24 protein-coding genes are annotated in these 24,447 nt (G+C 64.1%); 11 read left to right on the forward strand and 13 right to left on the reverse strand.

What is annotated here, in order from left to right; translation table 11 throughout:
• Positions 1-29: 29 nt before the first annotated feature.
• The gene (locus tag LB524_RS11130; RefSeq protein WP_015315600.1) at positions 30-1,283 is read right to left on the reverse strand and encodes an aspartate kinase; all 1,254 of its coding nucleotides are present in this window, start codon (positions 1,281-1,283) and stop codon (positions 30-32) included.
• 243 nt (positions 1,284-1,526) lie between these two features.
• On the opposite strand from LB524_RS11130, the gene LB524_RS11135 reads away from it, so the two are divergent.
• Both LB524_RS11135 and ubiG read left to right on the forward strand, forming a co-directional pair.
• On the forward strand, positions 1,527-3,365 hold the full coding sequence (locus LB524_RS11135; protein ID WP_224526144.1) for a CHASE3 domain-containing protein: 1,839 nt from the start codon (positions 1,527-1,529) through the stop codon (positions 3,363-3,365).
• A 203-nt stretch (positions 3,366-3,568) separates the two neighbouring features.
• The gene (gene ubiG, locus LB524_RS11140; protein ID WP_224526148.1) at positions 3,569-4,318 is read left to right on the forward strand and encodes a bifunctional 2-polyprenyl-6-hydroxyphenol methylase/3-demethylubiquinol 3-O-methyltransferase UbiG; all 750 of its coding nucleotides are present in this window, start codon (positions 3,569-3,571) and stop codon (positions 4,316-4,318) included.
• A gap of 76 nt (positions 4,319-4,394) precedes the next feature.
• Here the strand turns inward: ubiG and LB524_RS11145 are convergent, their stop codons facing one another.
• The gene (locus tag LB524_RS11145; RefSeq protein ID WP_224526151.1) at positions 4,395-5,285 is read right to left on the reverse strand and encodes a DMT family transporter; all 891 of its coding nucleotides are present in this window, start codon (positions 5,283-5,285) and stop codon (positions 4,395-4,397) included.
• Positions 5,286-5,383: 98 nt separating this feature from the next.
• Between LB524_RS11145 and LB524_RS11150 the strand changes: the two genes are divergently transcribed.
• Positions 5,384-5,869, forward strand: a complete 486-nt coding sequence (locus tag LB524_RS11150) for a MarR family winged helix-turn-helix transcriptional regulator (protein ID WP_140616867.1) — start codon at positions 5,384-5,386, stop codon at positions 5,867-5,869.
• A 4-nt stretch (positions 5,870-5,873) separates the two neighbouring features.
• Here the strand turns inward: LB524_RS11150 and LB524_RS11155 are convergent, their stop codons facing one another.
• From LB524_RS11155 to LB524_RS11170, 4 genes are read right to left on the reverse strand one after another with little or no spacing between them, the layout of a single operon-like run.
• A complete protein-coding gene (locus LB524_RS11155; RefSeq protein ID WP_023770735.1) occupies positions 5,874-6,299 on the reverse strand; it encodes a DUF1178 family protein in 426 nt (141 codons plus the stop codon).
• Positions 6,296-7,174: a carbon-nitrogen hydrolase family protein gene (locus LB524_RS11160; protein ID WP_224526154.1), complete on the reverse strand. Its 879-nt coding sequence runs from the start codon at positions 7,172-7,174 to the stop codon at positions 6,296-6,298. Before LB524_RS11160 ends, LB524_RS11155 begins: the two co-directional genes overlap by 4 nt.
• Positions 7,175-7,185: 11 nt before the next feature.
• Positions 7,186-7,455 carry a glutaredoxin 3 gene (grxC, locus tag LB524_RS11165; RefSeq protein ID WP_127280365.1) on the reverse strand — a complete coding sequence of 90 codons (270 nt, stop codon included), beginning with the start codon at positions 7,453-7,455 and terminating at the stop codon, positions 7,186-7,188.
• A gap of 25 nt (positions 7,456-7,480) precedes the next feature.
• Positions 7,481-8,293 (reverse strand): ComF family protein, encoded by an 813-nt coding sequence (locus LB524_RS11170; RefSeq protein ID WP_015315592.1) that lies wholly within the window; start codon positions 8,291-8,293, stop codon positions 7,481-7,483.
• A gap of 66 nt (positions 8,294-8,359) precedes the next feature.
• Between LB524_RS11170 and LB524_RS11175 the strand changes: the two genes are divergently transcribed.
• Positions 8,360-9,232, forward strand: coding sequence for a methyltransferase domain-containing protein (locus tag LB524_RS11175; protein ID WP_224526157.1), 873 nt, complete (start codon positions 8,360-8,362; stop codon positions 9,230-9,232).
• 20 nt (positions 9,233-9,252) lie between these two features.
• Here LB524_RS11175 and LB524_RS11180 read toward each other — a convergent pair whose 3' ends face one another.
• The 5 genes from LB524_RS11180 to argJ form a co-directional block, all read right to left on the reverse strand.
• Entirely contained in the window at positions 9,253-9,432 is a 180-nt protein-coding gene (locus LB524_RS11180; RefSeq protein WP_140616863.1) for a Flp family type IVb pilin, read from the reverse strand.
• A 109-nt stretch (positions 9,433-9,541) separates the two neighbouring features.
• Positions 9,542-9,856: a hypothetical protein gene (locus LB524_RS11185; protein ID WP_224526175.1), complete on the reverse strand. Its 315-nt coding sequence runs from the start codon at positions 9,854-9,856 to the stop codon at positions 9,542-9,544.
• Between the two features lie 120 nt (positions 9,857-9,976).
• The gene (gene mutT, locus LB524_RS11190; RefSeq protein WP_224526178.1) at positions 9,977-10,399 is read right to left on the reverse strand and encodes an 8-oxo-dGTP diphosphatase MutT; all 423 of its coding nucleotides are present in this window, start codon (positions 10,397-10,399) and stop codon (positions 9,977-9,979) included.
• Positions 10,400-10,407: 8 nt separating this feature from the next.
• Positions 10,408-11,160, reverse strand: a complete 753-nt coding sequence (locus tag LB524_RS11195; RefSeq protein WP_140787931.1) for a GNAT family N-acetyltransferase — start codon at positions 11,158-11,160, stop codon at positions 10,408-10,410.
• A gap of 29 nt (positions 11,161-11,189) precedes the next feature.
• Positions 11,190-12,431: a bifunctional glutamate N-acetyltransferase/amino-acid acetyltransferase ArgJ gene (gene argJ, locus LB524_RS11200; RefSeq protein WP_140823952.1), complete on the reverse strand. Its 1,242-nt coding sequence runs from the start codon at positions 12,429-12,431 to the stop codon at positions 11,190-11,192.
• Between the two features lie 221 nt (positions 12,432-12,652).
• Here argJ and LB524_RS11205 point away from each other — a divergent pair, with 221 nt between their 5' ends.
• A complete protein-coding gene (locus LB524_RS11205) occupies positions 12,653-13,252 on the forward strand; it encodes a TetR/AcrR family transcriptional regulator (protein WP_140662787.1) in 600 nt (199 codons plus the stop codon).
• A 59-nt stretch (positions 13,253-13,311) separates the two neighbouring features.
• On the opposite strand, the gene LB524_RS11210 is transcribed toward LB524_RS11205, so the two are convergent.
• Positions 13,312-14,220: a peptidylprolyl isomerase gene (locus LB524_RS11210; RefSeq protein ID WP_224526180.1), complete on the reverse strand. Its 909-nt coding sequence runs from the start codon at positions 14,218-14,220 to the stop codon at positions 13,312-13,314.
• A 261-nt stretch (positions 14,221-14,481) separates the two neighbouring features.
• On the opposite strand from LB524_RS11210, the gene secA reads away from it, so the two are divergent.
• A complete protein-coding gene (secA, locus tag LB524_RS11215; RefSeq protein WP_224526202.1) occupies positions 14,482-17,214 on the forward strand; it encodes a preprotein translocase subunit SecA in 2,733 nt (910 codons plus the stop codon).
• Positions 17,215-17,270: 56 nt separating this feature from the next.
• Here secA and LB524_RS11220 read toward each other — a convergent pair whose 3' ends face one another.
• Complete coding sequence (locus LB524_RS11220; protein WP_224526205.1) at positions 17,271-19,856, reverse strand: helix-turn-helix transcriptional regulator; 2,586 nt, start codon at positions 19,854-19,856, stop codon at positions 17,271-17,273.
• Positions 19,857-20,070: 214 nt separating this feature from the next.
• Between LB524_RS11220 and LB524_RS11225 the strand changes: the two genes are divergently transcribed.
• The 5 genes from LB524_RS11225 (at position 20,071) to LB524_RS11245 (ending at position 24,384) form a co-directional block, all read left to right on the forward strand.
• Positions 20,071-20,343, forward strand: a complete 273-nt coding sequence (locus tag LB524_RS11225; RefSeq protein WP_023770749.1) for a DUF4242 domain-containing protein — start codon at positions 20,071-20,073, stop codon at positions 20,341-20,343.
• Positions 20,344-20,769: 426 nt separating this feature from the next.
• Positions 20,770-21,267: a hypothetical protein gene (locus LB524_RS11230; RefSeq protein WP_140616855.1), complete on the forward strand. Its 498-nt coding sequence runs from the start codon at positions 20,770-20,772 to the stop codon at positions 21,265-21,267.
• 58 nt (positions 21,268-21,325) lie between these two features.
• On the forward strand, positions 21,326-21,523 hold the full coding sequence (locus LB524_RS11235) for a DUF1127 domain-containing protein (RefSeq protein WP_140662794.1): 198 nt from the start codon (positions 21,326-21,328) through the stop codon (positions 21,521-21,523).
• Between the two features lie 180 nt (positions 21,524-21,703).
• Positions 21,704-23,104 (forward strand): oligosaccharide flippase family protein, encoded by a 1,401-nt coding sequence (locus LB524_RS11240; protein WP_224526207.1) that lies wholly within the window; start codon positions 21,704-21,706, stop codon positions 23,102-23,104.
• Positions 23,104-24,384 (forward strand): GNAT family N-acetyltransferase, encoded by a 1,281-nt coding sequence (locus tag LB524_RS11245; protein ID WP_140616852.1) that lies wholly within the window; start codon positions 23,104-23,106, stop codon positions 24,382-24,384. Before LB524_RS11240 ends, LB524_RS11245 begins: the two co-directional genes overlap by 1 nt.
• Positions 24,385-24,447 lie beyond the last annotated feature (63 nt).

Consider the following 24,447-nt stretch of genomic DNA (forward strand, 5'->3'; position numbering starts at 1 on the left):
GCAAGTGCGCAACAGCTGATTCAGTCCTGCTACTGCTTATCCAGACCGTAGACGGAATGCAAAGTGCGAACCGCAAGTTCCGTATAGGGACCGTCGATCAGTATCGAAATCTTGATCTCGGAGGTGGTGATGGCGCGGATGTTGATCGCCTTGTCGGCCAGCGCCTTGAAGGCGGTGGCGGCGACGCCGGCATGGCTCCGCATGCCGATGCCGATGACCGAGACCTTCGACATGCCGGCTTCCGACTGTACGACATCGTAGCCAATCTCGGCTTTCAGCCGGTCGAGCACGGCCAGCGCCTTGTCCACATCGCCCGACGGCACGGTGAAGGTCATGTCGGTCAGCTTGCCGTCCTCGGAAATGTTCTGGACGATCATGTCGACATTGATGTTGGCCTCGGCCAGCGGTCCGAAAATGCCGGCGGCGACGCCCGGCCGGTCGCCGACGCGGCGCAGCGAAATCTGGGCCTCGTCCTTGGCATAGGCAATTCCGGTGACGACCTGCTGTTCCACGATCTCTTCCTCGTCGCAAATGAGCGTTCCCGGAGGATTGAGCAAATCCCCCATTCCGGGCGCATCGGGATCGTCGAAGGACGACCGCACGAAGGTACGCACCCTGTGCACCATGGCAAGCTCGACCGAACGCACCTGCAGAACCTTGGCGCCGAGCGAGGCCATTTCAAGCATTTCCTCGAACGATATCTTGGCCAGCCGCCGCGCTTTGGGCTCGATGCGCGGGTCGGTGGTGTAGACCCCATCGACGTCGGTGTAGATGTCGCAGCGGTCGGCCTTGACCGCGGCGGCGATCGCCACGGCGCTGGTATCGGAGCCGCCACGTCCGAGTGTCGCGATGCGGTTGTCCGGCCCGATGCCTTGGAAACCGGCGATTACAGCCACCTGGCCTTCGCCGAAGCGCTTGACCAGGAAGGCGCCGTCGATGTCGAGGATGCGCGCCGCGCCATGCGCGTTGTCGGTCTTGATCGGAATCTGCCAGCCCTGCCAGGAGCGCGCATGCACGCCCATGTTCTGCAAGGTGATGGCGAGAAGGCCAGCCGTGACCTGTTCGCCGGAAGCGACGACCGCGTCATATTCGCGGGCATCGTGCATCGGTGAGGCCTCGCGGGTCCAGCCGACCAGCTCGTTGGTCTTGCCGGCCATCGCCGAAACCACCACAGCCACCTCGTGACCGGCGTCGACCTCGCGTTTGACGTGACGTGCCACGTTGCGGATGCGAGCGATGTCGGCGACGGAGGTCCCGCCGAATTTCATCACGATACGCGCCATGGAAGCGAAATGCCTTTGACTGGAGCCGGCCCGCGGCCGAAAATGGAAGAAAAGCGTCCGGCTGCCGCCGGCCACTGAATGCGCGGCCTCCATAGCCAAATGAGGAAGGTTTCGCAAGGCTGACGGCGGATTGCATAACAGCACGACATATTGCCTTCCGGCCCGGCGCCGCTTACCAAATGCTGCCCGCGGGAAATTGCTTTTGGTTCGGCATAACAGATGATTGCTCGGCTTCGGCGCGCCATGCGATTGCAATCGCTCCCGCTTGTCGCGGGCTTTGCGGTGCTGGCACTGATCGTCGGCACCCGTGCGGTGCTCGTCGAGAGCCAAAGGGCCAATCGTGCCGCCGCACGTGAGACAATCGAGTACCAGGAGCAGCTTTCCGGGCTGCTTTCATTGGCGCAGGAGGCCCAGAGTGGTCAGCGCGGCTACCTGCTGACCGGTGAAAAATCGTATCTGGAGCCTTACCGGAAGGCCGTCGAGGCAATTCCGGGACAATTGGCGCGGGTCGACAGCGCGACCGCTCCCGACGATCAGATCGCCCAGCAGATCGGCCACATCAAGGACGCGCTTTCGCAACAGCAGGCCGACCTGGCCGAAACCATAGCTCTTTACGAGCGAGGCGATGCGGCAAAGGCCCTGCAACTGGTCCGCAGTGGCCAGGGCAAGGCCGCCATGGACGAGATGCGGGCCAGCATGGACACAATCCGACGCATCGGCGCCGCCGCGGTGGCCGCGCGCGACGAGCGTACCGACCGGGTCGAGGCCTGGCTGCGGATCGGCTCATTGGCCGCGTTGCTGGCGATTTTCCTGCTTGCCGCCTACACCATACGTCAATCCCGTCGCCGCTTCCACGAGGTGGTCGTCGCCCAGCAAGAGCTGATGCGCAAGAACATCGAACTCGGCAACGAGATCCAGACGCGTGAAAACGCCGAATCCCAGATACGCCAGATGCAGAAGATGGAGGCTGTCGGACAGCTGACAGGCGGCATCGCCCACGACTTCAACAACATGCTGGCGGTGATCCTCAGCGCCATGAACCTTGCCCAGCGCAAGCTGAAGCGGGGCGAGCATGACATCGAAAAACTCGTCGAGGCCGCGACCGACGCGGCCAGCCGTGCCGCCAACCTGACCTCCCGCCTGCTTGCCTTCTCCCGCCTGCAGCCTCTGGCGCCGCAGGTTGTCGACATCAACGGGCTGTTGACCGGCATGTCCGATCTTCTGCGCCGCACCTTGGGTGAAGGCATCCGCATCGAGACAGTATTAGCGGGCGGCCTGTGGAAAACCCACGCCGATCCCAGCCAGATCGAGAACGCGATCCTCAATCTGGCCGTCAATTCCCGCGACGCCATGGACAATGAGGGCAAGCTGACCATTGAGACTGTCAACAGCCACCTCGACGACGGCTATGCATCGACGCACGCCGAAGTCACGCCTGGCCAATATGTGATGATCGCGGTAACCGACACCGGCGCGGGCATGTCGCCCGAGACCATCGCCAGGGCCTTCGAACCCTTCTTCACGACCAAGCCGGTCAACAAGGGCACTGGACTTGGGCTGAGCCAGGTGTTCGGCTTCGTCAAGCAATCGGGCGGCCACGTCAAGATCTACTCCGAGCCCGGCGAAGGCACGACGATCAAGATCTACCTGCCCCGGTTTTTCGGAGCCGAGGAGCCGGCAGCGCCCGTCGGGCGCGACAAGAGCGCCGCCAAGGTCACCGAGACGATCCTCGTCGTCGAGGATGACCCCCGCGTGCGGGCCTCCACGACGGATGTCATGCGCGAACTCGGCTACATCGTCATCCATGCGGGAAGCGGACCGGAGGCCCTTCAGAAGCTCGCCGCGACACCAGGCATCGCCCTGCTTTTCACCGACATCGTCATGCCGGTGATGAATGGCCGCAAGCTCGCCGAGGAAGCGCTCGCGCGCCAGCCCGGGCTGAAAGTGGTCTTCACCACCGGCTTCACCAGGAATGCCGTGGTCCACAACGGCATGCTCGATCATGACGTGCACTTCCTGGCCAAGCCGTTCACTATCGAGCAGCTGGCGGCCAAGCTGCGTGATGTTCTGGACACGAAATAAGCCGGGCCTTTGATCGCCCAGCCACTTTGTCAGCAGAGGAAAATGTTGCCTTGACATTCGATGCCTCACGCCCGACTTCCTAGCGCATGACCCCGAAATCGACTTCGATTTCGGAAAGGGATCATGCGCAGAATCAAAGTGCTACAGCGTCCTTTGCGCGTCCGAAGGACGCGCGGCGCTGTAGCGTCCGAGGAGACCAACCGATGCCTGAGCCCCGACGATCGACGATTGATGCCGGAGAGGTGGAACGCTTTTCCGCCCTTGCCGCCGAATGGTGGAACCCGAACGGCAAGTTTCGTCCGCTGCACAAATTCAATCCGGTCCGGCTTTCCTATATCCGCGACCAGATCGCGGCGCGCTTCGGCCGCGACCCACGGGCGGCGCGGCCGTTCGAGGGCCTGCGCATCCTCGACATCGGCTGCGGCGGTGGCCTTTTGTGCGAGCCGATGGCGCGGCTCGGTGCCGAGGTGGTCGGAGCGGACGCGTCCGAAACAAACATCGAAGTGGCGAAACTGCATGCCGCCGAGGGCAATGTCAGCGTCGACTATCGTGCCAGGACGGCGGAAGATCTCGCCGAGGCCGGTGAAAAATTCGATGTCATCCTCAACATGGAAGTGGTCGAACATGTCGCCGATATCGACCTGTTCGTCGCCAAATGCGGCGAGATGGTCAAACCCGGCGGCATCATGTTCGTGGCCACTATCAACCGCACGCTCAAGGCGCTCGGCCTCGCCATCATCGGCGCCGAATATGTGTTGCGCTGGCTGCCGCGCGGCACCCACCAATTCGGCAAGCTGGTGCGCCCCGAAGAGCTGGAAAAGGCGCTGCGCGGCGCCGGCCTGACCATCATCGACCGCACCGGCGTCACCTACAATCCGCTTGCCGATCGCTGGGCGCGGTCGAAGGACATGGACGTCAACTACATGGTGCTGGCGGAAAAGGGATCGGTCTGAACAGCCAATCCTCGGCCAGCCGGGGCCGGAGCCCGGCGTTGATGCTGACGGCAGTGCGACGTGAGCCTCGAAGCCTTCAGGCTTTCTGGCTCTGCGCCTTGGTGGTGATGAACACGCCCACGGTGATGATGACGGCGCCGACCCAGGTCAGCAGTTGATAGTGTTCACCAAGGACGATCGTGCCGGCAAACAGTCCGACCGCTGCCGCGACATAGCCGATCTGGCTGAGATAGACCGGACCGCCAACCGCCTGCAGCCGGAAGAAGAAAGCAAACATCGCCGATGCCGAGGCCATCTGCGCCACGACGATGAGCGGCACGGCGCCAAGCTGGACGAAGGCCTTGCCTCCGAGCAAGGTCAGGATACCGACGAGCAGCATCGCCGCGGACGCCAGATGGCTGCCGACCGCGAGTTCGATCGGACCGGTTCCTTCCGGCCAGTCGATGGTGCGGTAGATGTTGCCGGCGGCAAGGCTGACCGGGATCAGCAGCCCCGTCACCACCCAGAACAGATCGGCCGGCTGGCCAGCCTCGCCGCGCGTCACCGCCACCATGACGGCGCCGACAAAGCCGACGGCGATGCCTGATATGCCCAGCATGTTGGGGCGCCGGACGCCGAGCAGGATCGAAAACACCAGTGTGATCACCGGCGACAGCGTGAACATGATGCCGGTGTAGCCGGCGCCCAGATGCGGAATGGCCGAAAACATCAGGAGATTGGGGACGGCATAGGACACTGCCGCGGTGACGAAGAAATAGCGCAGTTTGTGCGGGGTGAGCCGGATGCGCTGACCACGCGCCAGTAGCACGCCCAAAAGCACGCCGCCGGCGCCGAGCGAGATGACAAAGGCCCAGACCATGGCCGGCACGCCGGCCGCCGTGGCGAGCTTGCCGAAGGGCAGCGTCAGGCCCAGCAGGCCGCCGGTGACAACCAGCAGGCCGAGCGCCGAATCCCAGAGATATTTCATGATGGAACCCTATGGGTGCAAGCCTCTTGGCCGGCGTTGAATATTGAGATAAGATAATGGAAAGATTCTTAACGTCAAGATACATTATGGTGAGATAGATGGACCGCGCTGGGAAAGCCATCGAGCAATGGCGGCGGGAACGGCCGGACCTGGATGTGTCGCCGATGGCCGTGATCGGGCGCTTGAATGAGGTCTCCTCGCTGATAGCACGTGATCGCCTCGCTCCGCTGTTTGCCCGTTTTGGACTGCAGGCGGGAGAGTTCGATGTACTGGCGACGCTGCGCCGCTCCGGCTCGCCTTACGCGCTGACGCCGACCGCTCTCTATGAAGCGACGATGGTGACATCAGGCGCCATGACCAACCGGCTCGACCGGTTGGAAAAGGCCGGATTGATCCTGCGTGCACCGCACCCCAACGATCGGCGCGGCATCGTCGTGCGGCTGACCGAAAAGGGGCTCGCCTTGATCGACGAGGCCGTTGCAGCCCATGTGGCGAACGAGCATCAGATCCTGTCCGGTCTGACACAGACCGAACGGGAAACGCTTTCGCACCTGCTGGAAAAATTGATCGGCAGCGTGAGCTGATCGCTCAGTTCCGGTCATCCGGAAACACCGGGATCGGCATGAACTCGACGCCATCCTCGGCCAGGCCCTTGGCCTCCTCCAGCGTCGCCTCGCCATAGATGCCGCGCGCATCGGTTTCGCCGAAATGGATCTTGCGCGCTTCCTCGGCGAACTTGTCGCCGACATAGTCGGCGTTTTCGCGCACCTTCTCGGCCATCGCCTTCAGCTGCGCCAGCGCCTGCTTCTGCGCCTCGCCCATGGCAAGCGCTATGGTTTCCTGCTTGCGGGCCGTGGAAACGGCCGGGGCCATCAGCGCCTTCTCGACCTTGTGCGAGCCGCAGCTGGGGCAATCGACAAAACCGCGCTTCTTCTGCGTGTCGAAATCGTCATTGCTGCGAAACCAACCCTCGAACTCATGCTCGTTTTCGCAGATCAGGGAAAAGCGGATCAAGATGCGGCGCCCCTGAGACGCGGCCCCTCGCCGGCATTGATGGTGAAATCCCGCGCATTCCTGAGATTGGGGATCTTCTTGCGCGCGGCAAGCGACTGCGCCGGGTCGATCTCGGCGACAATCACCGCTGGCTCGTCATGCGCGGCTTCGGCGATGATGCGGCCCCACGGATCGACGATCAGCGAATGCCCATAGGTCTCGCGGCCGTCCTCGTGCAGGCCGCCTTGCGCGGCGGCGACGACATAGGCGCCGTTCTCAATGGCGCGTGCCCTGAGCAGCACATGCCAATGCGCTTCGCCGGTCTGGCGGGTGAAGGCCGCGGGCACGGTCAGCACCTCGGCGCCGGCCATCGCTTCGGCACGGAACAATTGCGGAAAACGCAGGTCGTAGCAGACGGCAAAGCCTAGTTTCGCATCGTTGATCGGTATAACGACGGCTTCGGTCCCCGGCTCATAGGCGGCGGATTCGCGCCAGCTTTCGCCGTTATCGAGGTCGACGTCGAACATGTGGATCTTGTCGTAGGTGGCGAGCGTCGCGCCATCGGGTCCGAACAGGAGCGCGCGGTTGGCGAGCTTGCCGTCGGCGCGCAGTATGGCGGTCGAGCCAACGTGCAGGAAGATGCCAAGCTCACTGGCGAGCTTCCGCGCGGTTGCGACAACGATGTCCTTGTCCTGCGAGGTGAATGAGGCGGCACGCGCTTCCTTGTCGCGGATCAGTGCACCGGTCATCTCCGGCGTCTGGATATAGGTCGCGCCCTGGGCCGCGGCCTCGCGCACCAGCCGCTCCATATCGGCCGCATTGCGCTCGGGGCTCTCGCCTGAACGCATCTGCACTGCCGCCGCCTTGAAAACACCCGCCGTCTTGAAAACACCCATTGTCATACCCCTCAAATCGACGAGCCGTTGGCGAGCAGTTTGTCCAGTCGGCCTTCTGCCTCCAGATCATGGAGGTCGTCGCAGCCACCTACATGTGTGTCACCTATGAAAATCTGCGGAAAGGTCGTGCGCCCGTGAGCCCGCGACATCATCTCCTGGCGCAGTTCCGGGGAGAAGGAAGCGTCGTGCTCGGTATAGGCGACGCCTTTGCGCTCCAGCAACCGCTTGGCCGCCGTGCAGTAGCCGCACATCATGCGCGTATAGATCGTGACATCGACCATGACGAATTCCGCTTCCGTTGCCGACTTATATAGTCACGGACTCGTCCGCCCGGAAGTCCCCCGGCAACACACGGGCAAAGGTGAGCACGTCGACGGCGGCCGCACCTCCCCTTTTCAGCGCCTTGGTGGCGGCACGCACGGTGGCGCCGGTGGTGTAGACATCGTCGATCAGAAGCACCCTGCGGCCGGCAATCTCGATCTCGGCCTCTGCCGGCACGCGAAAGGCGGCGCGTACGTTTTCCTCGCGCTCCTGCCGCTCCAGTCCGACCTGCTGGCGGGTGAGTTTCACGCGCCGCATGGCGGAGGGCGAGAAAGGCAGCCCGCTGAGCTCGCAAACCGCGCGCGCCAGTTCCGCCGACTGGTTGAACCGCCGCCTGAAGAAACGGCGCCAATGCAGCGGCACCGGCACCACCACATCCGCGTCGGCGATGAGCTCGGCGCCCACACGGACCATCCAGCGCGCCATCCAGGGTGCGAGATCCGTGCGGTCCTGGTATTTCAGCCCTTGCACCATCTGGCGGGCAACGCCGGAGTAGACGACCGCGGCCCGTGCCCGTTCGAAGGGAGGCGGATCCGCGATCGCCTCCGCCGACAGAAAACCATCGCCCATGTGATGGGTGAACGGCGTGCCCATCACCGGACACCAGGGCCGCTCCAGCAGCCGCAGCTTCGGCCAGCAGCCGCCGCACAACACACCGGGCTGCGAGACCTGCCGGCGGCAACCGGCGCAGACCGGCGGAAACAGGATGCGCGCCGGCCAGCCCAGAGCCGACCGTGCAGCAGACCCGGCCAGCTTCCTGATCTCGACGGACTTGATCTTGGGCATCGGATCGGCCACGTGATTGGTTCCTCGGCGCCACCAATACCAATCACATCAAGGCGCCGATATACAAGGATCAATCCCTTGCAGCCTATAATGGACACCTCTCTGTGGCTGGCGCACAAGCGGCGCGCGCTCATCCGTCCGGTTGACGGCGCCGACTTCCTCATGCGCCGTGCCGCCGAGGATCTCGCCGACCGGCTGGGCGCCGTCGAGCGAAAGTTCGCCAAGGCGGCGGTGCTGTTTTGCCAGACATTGGCCGCGGCCGATGTCCTTGCGCGGAGCGGCAAGGTGGCGGATCTCGCCCGTGTCGAGACGGCCGCGGCTTTCCTGAACGGTGCCGCCGGCCTGATTGCACCGCCGGAGACCGTCCCGTTCGAGCCGCAAAGTCTTGATCTGGTGGTATCGCTTTTGTCGCTGCAGGCGATGAACGACATCCCGGGCATGTTGATCCAGATCCGTCGCGCGCTGCGGCCGGACGGACTTTTCCTCGGCGCCTTCGCAGGCGCCGGCACGCTTGCGGAACTGCGCGAAAGCCTGCTTGCCGCCGAGACAGAGCTCTACGGCGGCGTCAGCCCTCGCGTCATCCCGTTCACCGACGTACGCGATGCCGGTGCGTTGCTGCAGCGCGCCGGTTTCGCGCTGCCGGTCGCCGACGTCGAGACGGTGACGGTGCGCTATGCCAACCTGTTTGCCCTGATGGCGGATCTGCGTGCCATGGGCGAAACCAGCGCGCTGGCCGATCGCAGCCGGCGGCCGGGCACGCGCCAGCTGTTTGCCCGCGCCGCGGAAATCTACGCCGAACGCTTTTCGGACCCCGACGGTCGTATCAGGGCAAGCTTCTCGACGGTCTGGATGTCCGGCTGGGCGCCCGATGCATCGCAGCAAAAGCCGCTGAAACCCGGTTCAGCCAAGGTTTCGCTGAAGACTATACTGGAGGGACCTGATGGGCATTGACCTGTTCGCAGGCACCAGCCTCATTGCGCAAAGGCGTTGGCAAGCCTGCTGGAGTTGTCGCTGAACAGCCAGGTCAGCGAGTTGAAGACCTGGCCGATACCGCCGATGATCGTCAGCGACAGCACGGCGATAATCAGACCATATTCGACGACCGTGGCGCCGTTTTCGTCCTCCAGAAAACGCAGCAGCACTGTTTTCATGACCTCGATCCCCGTTGCGGAAACTTTACCGCGGACCTGTTAAGAAAGGTTAACGGCAAAGGCTTAACAGGCGGTGAAGTCGCCGACCGTCGGAAATGTCCTGGCCTTGTCAGCAGTCGCCACTGCTTTTGCCATCGGAACGGATAATGCAGACGCCTCCCGGATCGGCCTGCAGCACGCTGCGGCGTACCGTATAGGTGCTGCGATGGCTGATCGAACCGGTAGCCGTCATGTCCAGGCCGGGGAAACCGTCGCGGGCCGTTTGCGAACGCGCCTGGCTGTCGAGGAAAGGGGTCGCGATCAACGCCAGCGCCACGGCGGCCGATCCGAACAGCAGCGTGAGGCGCAGGGCGCCCATGCCCGCATCAGCGACACGAAAGCCGCGCTCGGGCCGGATCGAATCCCAATCCCTGTCCAGGCTCATTCTATCGCTCCCCAGCGAAATGGCGGCGGCCGCACGAAAAACGGCCATGCATCAATTTTTCATGATGAGATAAATCTTCCATTAACGCTGGCTGATATGGACGGTGGTCCAATCAAATCCTCAAAGGAGATCGATCAGGAAGGGGATCAATGGCGCATCGGCCGGCGGCATCGGATAGTCGCGCATCTGTTTGGGCCGCACCCATTTCAGCGTCTGCCCTTCCCTCGGTTGGGCGATGCCGCGGAAGCGGCGGCAGACAAAAAGCGGCATCAGCAAGTGGAAGTCGTCATAGGAATGGCTGGCGAAGGTCAGCGGCGCCAGGCATGGGATCTCGGTCTCGATACCGATCTCCTCCTGCAGTTCACGGATAAGGCATTGTTCCGGCGTCTCGCCGGCCTCGACCTTGCCGCCGGGAAACTCCCACAGGCCGGCGAGTTGCTTGCCTTGCGGCCGCTGCGCCAGCAGCACGCGACCATCGGCATCGACCAGCGCGCAAGCGGCGACCAGGAGCAGGCGCTTGCCGCTGGATTTCACATCATTCATGCCCGACTTCACCCATGAACAGCGGGCCGGCGGTAGTGATAGCGATAGACTTCCTCGAAGCCGAGCGCGCTGTAGAGCGCCAGCGCCGGCGCGTTGCCGGCCTCGACCTGCAGCCAGGCTTCCCGCGCGCCGCGCAGCCTCGCCCATTTCAGCGCCGACAGGATCAGGTTGCGGCCGTGGCCCTTGTTGCGCGCCGCCTTGTCGGTAGCGACCTCGAACAGGCCGGCTAGATCGCCGTCATGCACGCAGATCAGCGTCGCCAGCGGCTCCGTCCCATCCTCGAGTGCGAACAGCCCGGCTTCAGGCTGGATAGCGCCGATGATCTCCGACAGGCCCGGCCGCAGCGACACGTCTGAGCCGCTGACCTTGAGCAATGCGCCGATGAAGCGGCTGATGTCCTTGAGCGGGATCTGGTCCATGGCGGCGTCGAGCTGCGCGTCGGCCAGCGGCAGCCGCATGACCAGCGATTCGTCGAACCGACTCCAGCCCTCCTTGTCGAGATGACTGGCAAGATCGGGACCCGACAATGGCGACATGCGGAACGTCAGCGGCCGGCCGTACGCGTCGAAACGGCGGCTCGCGCGGCCGATGCGGTCGGCGATGTGCTGGATGTCGCCGGGATCGAGCGGATTGACCGAGTTCAGCCGCTTGGCCGGATGACCGGCGGTCAGGCGCACCACCCAGGTGCCGTCATAGTGGACGGCGGCCGCGGGCCAGGCGCGAAAGCCGGCCGCCTCATAGCGGCGCACGGTCGCGAGCATGCTTGCGGGATGACGCGAAACCAAGGCGATCAGCTCCGGTAGTCGCCATTGATGGCGACATATTCCTTGGTGAGATCGCAGGTCCACACTGTCGCCTTGCCGCGGCCGATGCCGATATCGGCGCGGATGCGGATATCGTCGCGCTTCATATAGGCCGAGGTCTTTTCTTCCGAATAGCTGGGGTCGCGCTCACCCTCATGCGCCAGCCTGTTGTCGCCGAACCAGATCGACAGCCGGTCGCGATCCGCGGGCTCGCCGGCCTTGCCGACGGCCATGACGACGCGGCCCCAATTGGCGTCCTCGCCGGCGACCGCCGTCTTGACCAGCGGCGAATTGGCGATCGACAGCGCGATGCGTTTGGCCGAGCGGGCCGACTTGGCCCCGGTGACGGTGACCTCGACCTGCTTGCGGGCGCCCTCGCCGTCGCGCACCACCTGCAACGCCAGCGACTTCAGCACCTTGCCGAGCGCCCGGCGGAACTGGCCAAGGCGGGCGTCCCTGGGATCGGTGATCTCGGGCGCGCCGCGCTTTGCCGCCTTGCCGGTGGCAAACAACAGCAGCGTGTCGCTGGTCGAGGTATCGCTGTCGACGGTGACAGCATTGAACGTCTTGGCCGTGCCGCGCGACAACAGGTCCTGCAGGGCAGGAGCCGCGATCGGCGCGTCGGTGGCGATGAAGGACAGCATCGTCGCCATGTCGGGCGCGATCATGCCGGCGCCCTTGGAAATGCCATTGATGGTCACATCGGCGTCGCCGAGCTTGACCGTCGCCGTCGCCACTTTCGGATACGTATCCGTGGTCATGATGGCCTTTGCCGCCTCTGTCCACAGGTCCGGCTTGCCGTCGCTGACCAGCCCGGCGAGCAGATGGCTGAACTTGGCCGTGTCGAGCGGTTCGCCGATGACGCCGGTCGAGGCCAGGAAAACCTCGCCTGCCGTGCAGCCCGCGGCCTTCGCCGCCGCTTCGCCCGTCAGCGCGGTGGATTCGCGACCCTTCTGCCCGGTGAAGGCGTTGGCGTTGCCGGAATTGACGACCAGCACCCGCGCCTTGCCCGAGCCAAGGTTCTGGCGGCAGAAATCAACCGGCGCCGAGGGACATTTCGACCTGGTGAACACGCCGGCGACCGCGGTGCCTGCATCGAACACCATGGCCAGCAGGTCGGTGCGGCCCTTGTACTTTATCCCTGCTTCGGCGGTGGCGATGCGCACCCCTTCGATTTCTGGCATTTTGGGGTATTTCTTCGGCGCAAGCGGGGAAATCGTCGTGGACATTCAGACCTCGGGCGGGAAAATCGCAAGGGAAGGCCGGTTTGCCCGATACGGCGAGCCGGTGCAAGCGCGTTTTCGTCGCTCCCGCGGAGGGCAAACCCGTTCAGGATCAAGCTTGCATTTCAAATCTGTTGGCGTCGCCGGGGTCCGTGGCGCTATGATCTTCCACATTGGCAGGCGGGATCACTTATCGTTGCCAGCGAATTGAAACGAGGACGAAAGGCATGGCCGAGGAGGCGGATACGGCGCGCAGATCGATCGGTGCGCGGCGCAATCCCGACAGCGCGGACGCCATTCTGGAGGCGGCCGAGGCAGTGCTGGTCGAAGGCGGCTATGCCGGCTTCTCGATCGAGGCCGTGGCGCGCCGCGCGCGCGCCGGCAAGCCGACCATCTATCGCTGGTGGCCAAGCAAGGCGGCATTGCTGCTCGAAGTCTATCAGCGCCAGAAACGCGTCGACATCCCAGACAGCGGAAGCTTGGAAGAAGACCTCGTCGGCTTCCTGAAAAACCTGTTCGCGCATTGGCGCGACACGCCTTCGGGCAGCGTGTACAGGTCGCTGATTGCCGAGGCGCAATCGGACGAGACCGCCGGCGCGGCGCTCGCCGGCTATGCCACGGGGCGCCGGACTCACAACAGCCAGATCGTGGACCGCGCCAAGGCAAGGGGTGAAATTGCCGACGATATCGATTCAGAGGTGGTCGCCGATCTGATCGGGTCCTTCGCCTGGAAGCATCTTTTGACCAACCGCCTCGACGTGGATGAAGCCACGATACGAACCGCTGTTGGCTATGTCACGCGAGGCATCGTCACGCCCAGGCGCTAAAAAACGGCAAAAAAATAGGCGCGGCGAGCAATCACTCGCCGCGCCTTCGCGATTGCGTCCTACTTGGCGCTTTCCAGCGTGTCGACGGCCTTCTTCAGATTGGCGTCGGGGATCTCGACCTTGGCGCCGCCGCGCAACGACTTGACCAGCGCGAAATACTTGTCGCGGATGACCGCCTGCTTGGCCTGGTCCTTGACGTCGTCGAAGGCCGGCGGCTGCTTGGCGCGCTTGTCCTCGAGCTTGATGACATGCCAGCCGAACTGCGTCTGCACCGGCTCCTTGGTGTATTTGCCGACCTCGAGCGCGAAGGCCGCCTTGTCGAACTCCGGCACCATCTGGCCAGGTCCGAACCAGCCAAGATCGCCGCCATTGGACTTGCCCGAGGGATCGCTGGTGTGCTCGTTGGCGAGCTTCTGGAAATCGCCGCCGCCGTCGAGCTGCTTGATGATCGCCTCGGCCTCTTCCTTCGTCTTCACGAGGATGTGACGGGCATGCACCTCGTTGACCGGCGGCGTGTTGGCGATTTCCTGGTCGTAGCGGGCGCGAACCTCGGCGTCGGTGACCTTGTCGACCACACCCTTTTCGACCATCTCGCCATGCAGGGCGCGCTGCTGCAGGAAAGCCATGCGGCGCTGGAAGTCAGGATCCTTGTCGAGACCGTCGGTGACCGCCTTGGCTGCCATGACGCGGATTTCGATGGCCGCCGAAAGTGCCGCGGCGCGGCGCTGCTCGGGCGGCAACTGCGCGAACTGCTGCGACAGCTCGCCTTCGGCAAGCACCAGATCGGCTTCGGTCAAGGGCTGGCCGTTGACGGTGGCGATCACCGTATTCGGGTCGACCGGCGCCGCGGCCGGGGCGGCCGGAGCGGGAGCGGTCTCCTGCGCCGTGACAGGCGACAGGCAAAGAGCCGACAGGCCGAGGGCCAGGCCAAGACTGGCAAGCGACGCACGGCTGAACAACAAGGACATAAGGATGACTCCGGTCAGGGATTGTAGGGAGGGTGGCTTCCAGATCAGCCAGATTGTGGCGGAATTTGGCGCGACCGGCAGGGCCAGCGCGGCGTTGACATCAGTTGAGCCCCCTCTTATCTGTCCATCGACTTGGCGTCCAGAACCGTTTTCCGGGCGCTTTTTGTGTTTGCCCGTATTCAGGCGGTGCGTTCACGTGGATGTGATGGGGCCGGCCGGCGCCTGTCTCAAGATTGAGAATTCTATCGAAAGGACCATTGGATGGTCAGTCTCGGCGGTCTCGCCCGTAAGGTTTTCGGTTCCTCCAACGACCGTCGGGTCAAATCGACCCGCCCCCGTGTCGAGGCGATCAACGCCATGGAAAACGAGATGCGGGCGCTCTCCGATGCCGAGCTTGCCGGCCGCACGGAAAAATTTCGCCAGGATATCGCCAACGGCGCCAGCCTCGACGATCTGCTGATCCCAGCCTTCGCAACCGCCCGCGAGGCCGCGCGCCGCGTGCTTGGCATGCGCCCCTTCGACGTCCAGCTGATCGGCGGCATGGTGCTGCACAATGGCGGCATCGCCGAGATGCGCACCGGCGAGGGCAAGACCCTGGTCGCGACGCTGCCGGTCTATCTCAACGCGCTCGCCGGCAACGGCGTCCATGTCGTTACCGTCAACGACTACCTCGCCACCCGCGACTCCGAATGGATGGGCCGCGTCTACAAATTCCTCGGCCTCTCGGTCGGCGTCATCGTCCATGGCCTGTCGGACGAGGAGCGTCGCGTCGCCTACGCCTCCGATGTCACCTACGCCACCAACAACGAGCTCGGCTTCGACTATCTGCGCGACAACATGAAGTACGAGCGCGCCCAGATGGTGCAGCGCGGTCACAATTACGCGATCGTCGACGAGGTCGATTCCATTCTGGTCGACGAAGCGCGCACGCCGCTGATCATTTCCGGTCCGCTCGAGGACCGTTCGGAAATGTACAACACCATCGACACCTTCATCATCCAGCTGCAGCCGCAGGATTATGAGATCGACGAGAAGCAGAAGACCTCGATCTTCACCGAGGAAGGCACCGAGAAGCTGGAGAACATGCTGCGCGATGCCGACCTGCTCAAGGGCGAGTCGCTCTACGACGTCGAGAACGTCGCCATCGTCCACCACGTCAACAATGCGCTGAAGGCGCACCGGCTGTTCCAGCGCGACAAGGACTACATCGTGCGCAACGGCGAGATCGTCATCATCGACGAGTTCACCGGCCGCATGATGCCCGGCCGCCGCTATTCGGAAGGCCTGCACCAGGCGCTGGAAGCCAAGGAGCACGTGGCGATCCAGCCGGAGAACCAGACGCTCGCTTCCGTCACCTTCCAGAACTACTTCCGCCTCTACAAGAAGCTTTCCGGCATGACCGGCACGGCGCTGACCGAAGCCGAGGAATTCGGCAACATCTACGGTCTCGAAGTCACCGAGATCCCGACCAACCTGCCGGTCATCCGCAAGGACGAGGACGACGAGGTCTACCGGACGGTCGAGGAGAAGTACAAGGCGATCGTCAGGGAGATCCGCGAAGCCAGCGCCAAGGGCCAGCCGACACTGGTCGGCACGACCTCAATCGAAAAGTCCGAGCAGTTGGCCGAGCGCCTGCGCAAGGAAGGCTTCACGGATTTCGAGGTTCTGAACGCCCGCCATCACGAGCGGGAAGCGGCAATCGTCGCCCAGGCAGGCAAGCCCGGCGCCATCACCATCGCCACCAACATGGCCGGCCGCGGTACCGACATCAAGCTTGGCGGCAATGCCGAGATGCGCATTGCCGAGGAGCTGGGCAACATGCCGGAAGGCCCCGAACGCGAAGCGCGCGAAAAGGAAATCAATGCCGACGTCGAGCGCCTGAAGGAAAAGGCGCTGGCCGCCGGCGGCCTCTACGTGCTCGCCACCGAGCGCCACGAGTCACGCCGTATCGACAATCAGCTCAGAGGCCGCTCTGGCCGCCAGGGCGACCCCGGCCGATCGAAATTCTTCCTGTCGCTGCAGGACGATCTGATGCGCATCTTCGGCTCCGAGCGCATGGACGGCATGCTGCAGAAGCTCGGCCTCAAGGAAGACGAGGCCATCATCCATCCCTGGATCAACAAGGCGCTGGAAAAGGCGCAGAAGAAGGTCGAGGCGCGCAACTTCGACATCCGCAAGAACCTGTTGAAATATGACGACGTCTCCAACGACCAGCGCAAGGTGGTGTTCGAGCAGCGCATCGAGCTGATGGACGGCGAGGGCCTTTCGGAGACCATCGGCGAGATGCGCGCGGGCGTCATCGACGAGATCGTCGCCAAGGCCATTCCCGAAAACGCCTATGCCGAACAGTGGGACGTCGCCGGCCTGAAGGCCGAGGTCGCCGAATTCCTCAATCTCGACCTGCCGATCGAGGATTGGGTGAAGGAAGAAGGCATCGCCGAGGACGACATTCGCGAGCGCATCTCTCAAGCCGCCGACGCCGCGGCAAAAGAACGCGCCGACCGTTTCGGTCCCGAGGTGATGAACTATGTCGAGCGCTCCGTGGTGCTGCAGACGCTCGACCATCTGTGGCGCGAGCACATCGTCAATCTCGACCATCTGCGTTCGGTCGTCGGCTTCCGCGGCTACGCCCAGCGCGATCCGCTGCAGGAATACAAGAGCGAGGCGTTCGAGCTGTTCCAGGCGATGCTCGGCAATCTGCGCCAGGCCGTCACCGCGCAGCTGATGCGCGTCGAACTGGTCCGCCAGGCCGCCGAAGCGCCGCCGCCTGAAGCGCCCGACATGTTCGGCACGCATATTGACGGCACCACCGGCGAGAATGATTTCGAAGGCGGCGAAACGGCCCTTCTGGTACGCCAGGAAAGCACCGCCATCGTCGCTCCCGAGGACCGCGACCCGAACAACCCCGCAACCTGGGGCAAGGTGGGCCGCAACGAAGCCTGCCCCTGCGGCTCCGGCAAGAAATACAAGCACTGCCACGGGACTTTCGCGTAAAGACCTGCAGGATCGGTGTTCCCCGGACTTCTGATCCGGGGGCGGCTCCCATATTGTCAGATCAGCCCGGAATCGCGCGCCGCGGCGGTTGCCTCGCCGCGCGAAACGGCGTCCAGCTTGCCCAGCACCGCTGAGACATGATGATCGACGGTCTTCGGTGAGATGGTTAGGTGCTCGGCGATTCTCTTGTTGGAGAAACCGCGCTCGATCAGGTGCAGAACCTCCATTTGGCGAAGCGTCAGGCCAGCGTGATTGGCGCGTGTGCTCTGCCGCGGTCCCCTGGCGATGTTATGGACGCCATTCTGCCGCATGACGGCGCGGACGTGCTGGGCCACCGGCCGGGCACCGAGCCCTTCGAATATGTCCAGGGCCAGGCGCAGCGCCGGCTCGTCGCCGTACAACAGGGCGAGCGCCCGTTCGAACGGAGCGCCCAGCCGGGCCCACAGCATCGCGGCACCACGCCAGTCGCCGGTGAGCAGCAGGCGATAGGGCTCCGCCATGCCGGTCGTGTCGCCAGGATCGCTTTCAGGTGACAAGAGCAGCCGCCAGACGGCCAACTCGGCGAACATCGCCCTCGTCGGCGACAGGCTTTCGGCCAGATCGATCAGACGAAGTGCCTCTTCGGTGTCGCCTTGCCCGAGCCATGCCAGTTCGGCCATCGACGCCGTGTAGGGGACCAGCCGCTGCAGCTCCATTCCCTTGTCTAGGAACCGCTTCATTTCGTCCAGCAAGGGCGCGGCCGGATCGCCTCGTCTTATGCGCAATTTCGCCAGCGCGACCAAGGATGGGTAGCGCACCAGGGCCGTGGTCGCACTATCGTCGATGACGTCGTGAGCCATCGCGGCCGCATCGTCCCAAAGGCCGCGTCGCAAAAGCAATTGCGCCTGCACGCCCCGCATATAGTCGCGCCAGGTCGCGAGATCATTCTCGACGCAATAGGCAATGCCCCGGTCGAGAAAGGATTGCGCCCGGAGAAGGTCGAGCTGGTTCATTTCGGCGCAGGCGCAATTGGTGAAGCCGCGTGCGGCGTGCTCCTGGAAATTCTGCCCGAGCGCGATGTCAAGGCTGCGGGCGAGGTGCAGACGGCCCTTGGCCAGGTCAAGCCACTGCTCGGCGGAGCCAAGATTGTTGAGCGCATGACAGACTATCTCCGGCTTGTTCAACCGTTCGGCCAAACCGACTGCCTTGCAGCCGAGCAGCAGCGTCTCGTCGAGCTTCTCGGCCAGCATCGCCAGCTGCGAGAGATTGGAATAGGCCATGGCAAGCTCCGGACTGGCCGGCGCCTGTTCCAGCAATTCCACCGCCTGTGCCCCGAACAGGTCCGCCTGTTCTCGGTCACCCACCAGATAGGCGAAGCGCGACAGGCATCTGAGGCTGTCGCCCTCCCTGAGCGTGTCGCCCAACGCCTGCTGCAACCGCCGCGCCTGGCCCTGCGCCTCGATGGCCATATCGATGCGGCCGATCAGATGGCATTCAAAGGCATAGCCTTCGTAAAGCCTCGCCCGGTCGCCCATGGGCAGGCCGTCGGCGTGCCGCAGGGCGACCTCGTAATAGCCGGCCGCATCCCGATGCGCGCCGACGCGGGAAGCCTCGCGCGCCGCAAGCGGGGCAAGCTCGCGCACCGCTTCCAAATTCTGGGCCTCCACCGCATGGTGGACAAGTCTTGCCGTAGCCACCTCGGCGTTTTCCTGCAGTGCGGAAAGCGCGCGCTGGTTGAATTCGCGCCGATGGCTTGGCGTCAGCGCCATCTCGACGGCGCGACGGGCGATCTCGTGGCGGAAGGCATAGCCATCGCCGAGATCGTCGAGCAGGCCGTTCGAGACACATTCCGCCAGTTGGCCTGCGCTGGTGACACCACAGAGGCCGCGCAGCGCCCAGACATCGGCGCGGCGTGGAAACACCGACACCGCGTCGAGCATAGAGCGCCCGCCCGGCGACAGGCGCTCGGCACGCGCCAGCACAGCGTCGCGGACGCTGGCCGGCGGGATCATCTCGCTTTCGGCAGCCAGCAACTCGGTGACGAAGAAGGCGTTGCCCGCGGTGGCGCGATAGATTGCGCTGCCGTCGCGGTTGGCGGCTTCTGCAAGCGACAACACCGCCGCTTCGCTAAGCAGCGGCACTTCGATACGCTGGACGTTGGCGGCCGGAATTTCACCGAGCACCCGACGCGCGCGCATCTGCCCTTCGCTGCGGTCGGTGCGTGCCGTGAACAGCACCAGCATATGCGTGTTGGCGATGCGTCGGCCCAGGAAACGGACGAAATCCAGGGTCGCGTCGTCGGCCCAGTGCATATCCTCGATGACCAGCAGGCCCGGCCGAGACCTCGCCTCGAAAACCTCGAGAGCGTCTGAAAACAGGGGCAGCCGCTGGCCTTGCCGGTCATCGATCGCCCGGGGCAGTGCCCACTGCGCATCCCGGGCCAGATCGTAGAGCGGTCCCAGCGGATCGGGGATCGACAGATCCTCGCAGGCGCTGCGGAATATGGAAACGTGCTGCCCAACACCGCTTACGAACGCCTCGACGAGTGCCGTCTTGCCGGTGCCGGCCTCACCCAGCAATGCCGCCACGCGGCCGCGACCGCGCGCCGCCGCCGCGAGCAGTTCCTCCAACTGATCAAGTTGCGCCTGCCGCTCCAGAAGCATCGTTACTGGCCCATGAGTATCGTCGTCTGCCCCATCCCCCAGGATACCCACGCTTCGGTATCCGCAGTGTGGCTCCAAGATCGAACGTCGAAAACATAGGGAATCATCCCGCGAAATATGGGGAAAGGCTCCGATGCGCGCTTTCGAAGGCCATGGTTTTTCTCCGACCGCGCTCATTTCGAGCGTGAAATCAATCGTAAAAGGAAGCCATTCCATGCCTCGCTATCTGATCGAACGGACATTCCCCGACGGACTCAACCTGCCGATGAACGACATCGGCGCAACGGCGCTTGGCGGCATCATCATGCGCAATGCCGAGAAGGGGGTCACCTGGGTGCAGTCCTTCGTCTCGCCCGACAAGAGCAAGAGTTTCTGCATCTACGACGCCCCCTCGCCGGAGGCCATCCGCAGCACGGCGCAGAAGAATTCCCTGCCGGTGGACAAGATCACGGAGGTGAGGGTCCTGGACCCCTACTTTTATCGCTGATCCAATGGAGCAAGGATGGAGCCATGAGCGTGAAATTGTCCTGGGCAATGATAGTGGGCGGTTTTCCCTGTTGTTCCCTCCCGAAACGGCCGCCGGCATGGCGTTCGACCCTGCACCCCACCGGCGCGGTCTCGCATCGCGGATTGTCTCCGCGCTGCTATCGCCATTGCGAGGCCGGCGCGGGCGCCTGCCTCCGCAAGACGATTATTTGAGACGGGACGTCGGTCTGCCGGAGCACGAGATGCGGCGGGACTACTGGGAATACTGGTGGTGGCACCAATGAGACCGCGGTCCGGTTAGACGGGATGGACGAGGATCGAACCCGTCCCGTACTGCCAATCCCATGCCGCGGGCGTCTGCAGCCAGGCCTGGCCTTGCTGGCCGGCCTGGGCGCCTGCGGATCATCAACAATCAATGGAGAACAAAATGAACGTCAATTTCTGGCGCCTTGCCGCGCTGTTCATCACGTCGATCGCTTCCACCGCCGCATCGGCGGGGAAGGGCAATCCGCTTGCCGACGAGGTGCGGGCGGCCAACAGCCGCTTCGCGAACGTCGCGGCGGCCACCGCCGAGGGCTATGCGCCGATTCCTTGCGCCAGTGGCATCACTGGCGGCGCCATGGGCATTCATTACGTCAATGGCGCCTATCTGAAGGACGATGCGATCGACCTCGCCAAGCCGGAGGCCGTGATGTACGAGCCGATGTCCGATGGCACGCTGAAGCTGGTGGCCGTCGAATACATCACCGCGAAGGGTCCGGCCTCGCTCGGAGGCCAGTTGTTCAACTTCAACAGCGCTCCCAACCGCTATGGCCTCGGCCCTTTCTACGAACTTCATGTCTGGGCCTGGAAGCAGAACCCGACCGGCGCCTTCGCCGACATGAACCCGAACGTCTCGTGCGACGCCATGAAAAAGGCCGACTGACGGCCCCGCCTGCCGGCCCGTGCCGGCAGGCTTTTCGCGCGCATCGCGAGGAGAAATCATGCCCGAAATCGACATCGTCCTGGCGAGGCCGCGCACCCGGCCTTCGCGCCTGATGGCCGTTATCGCTTGGCTTGCATACGGATGGCACCTGCGGCATGGCCGGCGTCGCTTGGAGGCCATGCCCGGTTTCATGCTGAAGGACATCGGTATCAGCCGTTGCGCGATCGACCATGTTGCAAGGCACGGCGAGACGTGACGCCGGTAGACCTGACTGATTGACAAACGGCGCTGCGCCTGTGTCGCCTTTGCGGCACCCTCACCCGTTCGTCGTCGCTCGACCCTCGGCTACTACGCACGCCCTCCCCACCCACGCTTTCTTAAGGTGTCTTCGCTACACCAAAGCCTGAAAAGAGGCGGAAAACGGAGAGAAATCGGGGTGCGCTTTTCCGCGGCCACGACTGCCGGGCGGTTCTTGCCGCAGCGTTTGGCGCTGCGCGTGGAGCCTTTGCTTGGCCGCCTCGACGCCGTGCTGTTCACCGCCGACGAACGCGGCGAGGCCGGGCGCATGTCGGTCATCGCCTTCTCCATCCGCATCGTCAGTGCCGTCATCGCCTTCATCAGCCAGGTGCTGATGGCGCGTTGGATGGGTTCCTTCGAATACGGCATCTTCGTGCTGGTCTGGGTGACGATGGTCATCGTCGGCAACCTCGCCTGCCTCGGCTTCCACACATCGGTCATCCGCTTCATCCCCGAATACCGCGAGCGCGGCCTGATGGATGAATTGCGCGGCATCGTCGTTGCAAGCCGCCTGTTCGTGCTGATCGCCTCGACGGTCATCGCCGGGCTCGGCGCCCTCGGCGTCTGGCTGGCCGCGCCCTGGATCGAAAACTACTACGTGATACCGTTCATCCTCGGCGTCATCTGCCTGCCGATGATCGCGCTGTCGGATTTGCTGCAAGGGCTGGCGCGCGCCAATTCATGGGCGTTGTTCGCGCTGTCGCCGACCTACCTGATCCGGCCGGTGCTGATCCTGCTGTTCATGGCGCTGATGCTTTGGGCGGGCTACGCCGCCGACGCGCGGACGGCGATCTTCGCCTCGATCGCCGCTACCTACGCCACCACGCTGACCCAGCTCATCGGGGTCACCCAGCGCATGGAAAGGCAAATTCCGGCCGGCCCGATGAAAGTGCATTTCGCGCAATGGTTCGTCGTCTCGCTGCCGATCTTCCTGGTCGAGAGCTTCTTCTTCCTGCTCACCAACGCCGATGTGCTGATGGTCGGCACCTATATGGATCCCAATGACGTCGCCGTCTATTTCGCCACGGTCAAGACGCTGGCGCTGGTGCATTTCGTCTATTTCGCGGTCAAGGCCGGCGTCGCCCAGCGCTACGCGCAGTTCACCCATGGCGAGCCGCAAAAGCTTGCCGCCTTCGCCCGCGAGACGGTATCATGGACCTTCTGGCCCTCGCTGCTGATGGCGTTTCTGGTGCTGGCGCTGGGCGAACCGATGCTGGTGCTGTTCGGCCCCGAATTCACATCGGGCTATCCGCTTCTGTTCCTACTCGTCTTCGGCGTCGTGGCGCGCGCCGCCGTTGGCCCCTGCGAAAGCCTGCTCACCATGAGCGGCAACCAGAATGTCTGCGCCGCCGTCTATGCCATGACACTGGCCTTCAACATCGGGCTCAACGTGGTGCTGATCCCGCTTTTCGGCCTTTGGGGCGCGGCCATGGCCACCGCCTTTGCCATGATCTTCGAGGCCGGCGCGCTATCCTTCACGGTCTGGCGCAAGCTCGGCATCGTCATGGCGATCTTCGTGCCAGCCAAAGGAGCCGCCTGATGGCCGCCATCCCTCTGCTCGAGGAAACCAGCGGCGGTCCCGCCGGCGCCATGGTGTCCGGCCTTGCCGGGCTGGCGCGCGACGCCGATCCCGCCCATATCGAGATCCTCGCCAACAACCGGCCCGAGCGCAAACTCGCCATCTACCCGGCGTCGGCCGGCTTCGACCTGGTCGAGGAACTGGACTATCTCTGCGCCCGCACGATCGAGCCGAACGTCTTCTTCAACCCGCGTTTCCTGGCGCCGGCCATGCCCCGGCTGGAAGATCGCGAGGTGCGCCTTGCCGTGATCCGCGACGGCGATGAATACCGCAACCGGCTGCGCCTGCTGGTGCCGATCTCGGTGGAACGGCCGGTGGTGCCGCTCGGCGTGCCGGTCATGCGCACATGGTCGAGCCCATTCGGCCCGCTCGGCACGCCACTGATCGACCGTGACGATCCGGTCGGCGTGGTCGAGGACTTCTTCTCGATGCTGTCGCGCCCGCATCTCAAGCTGCCGAAAGTTCTGGTCCTGCCCGACATCAGGCTCGACGGTCCGGTGTCGAGCCTGGTCGCCACCGTGGCCGAGACGCGTGGCCTGGCGCTGGTCACCACGGGCCAGACTTCACGCCCGGTGCTGGAGAGCGAACTCGACGGCGACGATTATCTCAAGGCTTCGCTGCGCGCGCACCACTATCGCGAATTCCGCCGCCTGAAGCGGCGCCTCGGCGATCTCGGCAAGCTCGAACATGTCGTGGCACGCGGCCCCGAGGAAATCCGCCACGCCATCGAGCACTTCCTGACGCTGGAGGCGTCCGGCTGGAAAGGCCGCGAGCGCACCGCCATGGCGATCGACCGCTTCCGCGCCGCCTTCGCCCGCGAGGCGGTGCACCGGCTCGCCGAACAGGACATGTGCCGCATCCATTCGCTGACGCTCGACGGCCGCACCATCGCTTGCCTGATCGTCTTCGTCGAGGCTGGCGTCGCCTACACCTGGAAGACGGCCTATGACGAGACGCTGGCCGCCTATTCGCCGGGCACGCTGCTGATGATCGAGGTCACGAGGCAGCATCTCGACGATCCCAACATCATGATGACCGATTCCTGCGCCGTGCCCGACCACCCGGTGATGAGCCGGCTGTGGAGCGAGCGCAAGCCGGTCGGCACACTGGTGATCGGGTTGACTCGCGACGCCGACCGCCTCGCCCGCCAGGCCGCCTCGCAGCTGCATCTCTACCGCGAAACCCGCAACATGGCGCGCCTGCTGCGCAACCGGATGAAGAGTTTGCTCAGACGGCGCTAGACCTGCGCGGGGTGGGTGATGCAAAACCGTAGATTGGCGACAACCTGCCCGGTGGGTCGCGCT

The organism is Mesorhizobium sp. ESP6-5 (assembly GCF_020164695.1).
Taxonomy (GTDB): Bacteria; Pseudomonadota; Alphaproteobacteria; order Rhizobiales; family Rhizobiaceae; genus Mesorhizobium; species Mesorhizobium australicum.